This is a genomic window from Desulfofundulus luciae (genome assembly GCF_030813795.1).
Classification (GTDB): domain Bacteria; phylum Bacillota; class Desulfotomaculia; order Desulfotomaculales; family Desulfovirgulaceae; genus Desulfofundulus; species Desulfofundulus luciae.
Genome location: NZ_JAUSUX010000066.1, coordinates 1 through 1,418, shown reverse-complemented (window position 1 = coordinate 1,418; position 1,418 = coordinate 1). Strand labels below are relative to the sequence as shown.

Annotated in this window: 2 pseudogenes; both read right to left on the bottom strand. The window is 57.5% G+C overall.

Going from position 1 to position 1,418, the window contains the following annotated elements:
• A pseudogene (locus J2Z49_RS14725) lies at nt 1-541 on the bottom strand (helix-turn-helix transcriptional regulator); the annotation flags it as partial.
• Between the two features lie 571 nt (nt 542-1,112).
• A pseudogene (locus J2Z49_RS14720) lies at nt 1,113-1,418 on the bottom strand (hypothetical protein); the annotation flags it as partial.

The window sequence follows — 1,418 nt, the reverse complement described above, 5'->3', positions numbered from 1 at the left end:
CCTGGAGTATCCGCTCTACCAGGCGCGCGTTCTTCTGCGGGTTTGCCGGGCCGTGCCCCGAGACGTATACGTAGCGCTCCATCTCCTGCCGCAGGCGACTCCACTCGGCTACCCGCTGCAGTACGCTCTCGAAGACGAGCTTCAAAAGCACTTCGAACTGGTCGGGCAGGAGGTGCCGCTGCTGCGGGTAGAGGCTCAGGGCCAGGAGCAGGGCCAGGCCGGGATCGAACCGGGGCGCGGCGAGGTCGCGGGTGAAGATGTACGTGTGGCGGTCGCCTTTTTTCCGGACCTCGATGGCCCGCGGCTCCCTGTCGATCTCCTCGCAGTCGTCCTCATCGTTGTAGGCCAGCGGGTCGAAGAGGAGGTTGATGCGCCGGATGATGCGCCGGATGGTCTTCTCGCTCGGCTCCCGGTCCTTGACCTCCCGGTATGCCTCCTTCAGCTCTTCCAGGGTGGCCCCGCCTGCGGGCGTTTTTTCGATTACCGTGAGCAGGATCTTGATGACCGCTTCCGGGTGGTCCCGGGTACGCGGGTACGGCATAGTGGCTCCCCCTCCCTTGTCCTTCTACCTGATGCCCGGGGCATTGTATTCCCGTCTCATTTTCCCCGTGGTCGTGAAACATTTCCCCTAGATCCATCCGTTTGTACGTCCGATAGAAGTTGGCGGCGTGCCGGTTCGTTCCATGCTGATAATACCAGGGCAGCCGGACACATAAGTGTCCGCCGCGTAGATGGTAGAGTTTCTGAACGGTTACCGCTTCCAGCCTGCTTGTCTGGACCATGTGAAAAGTGCAAACCTTTATTTTAAAAACCAATACCGCGAAAGCTTGTCCGTTTCTACGGTAGACACTACCCTGTGGGGGCGGTGTCTGTTATAAATATTCTGTATACGGATCAAAGCCCGGTAATGGCACATGGTTATAAGTTTTTCCCAAAGTAATCTTCCAATTCCGGTGGCCAGCAGGTACCCTGGCTGTTTTACCGCCCGTTCGGCGGGTGACAAATATATTAAATTACGGACTAGAAAAAGGGCGGCCTGGAAGGGCCACCCAGTTTGAGGCAGTCATAAAATCACTACATTTCTTCCGCAGATGTTACCTGCAATTCTATCCCTACTGCCCGTTTACCTCCTCAGCCAGCTCCAGGATCCTGGCCAGCACCTTTTGCCTGCGGGCTTCGATGTCCTGGAAGTTCATGTTCGGGATGTAGTAGGACTCCATTTCGTCGTGGACCTTTTTCGCCCGGTGGATGAAGTCCACGGCTTCTTCCATGCAGCGCCGGTACATCTCCCGGGCGGTATCCCTTTCGGCCTGCAAAACCGGGTCGGACACGGGCCTGACACAGGTCATGGTATCCACAACCACGTCGCCGTCTTGGGGTTTATAATAGTGGGGCTCCACGGAGTTGACCACCGCCAG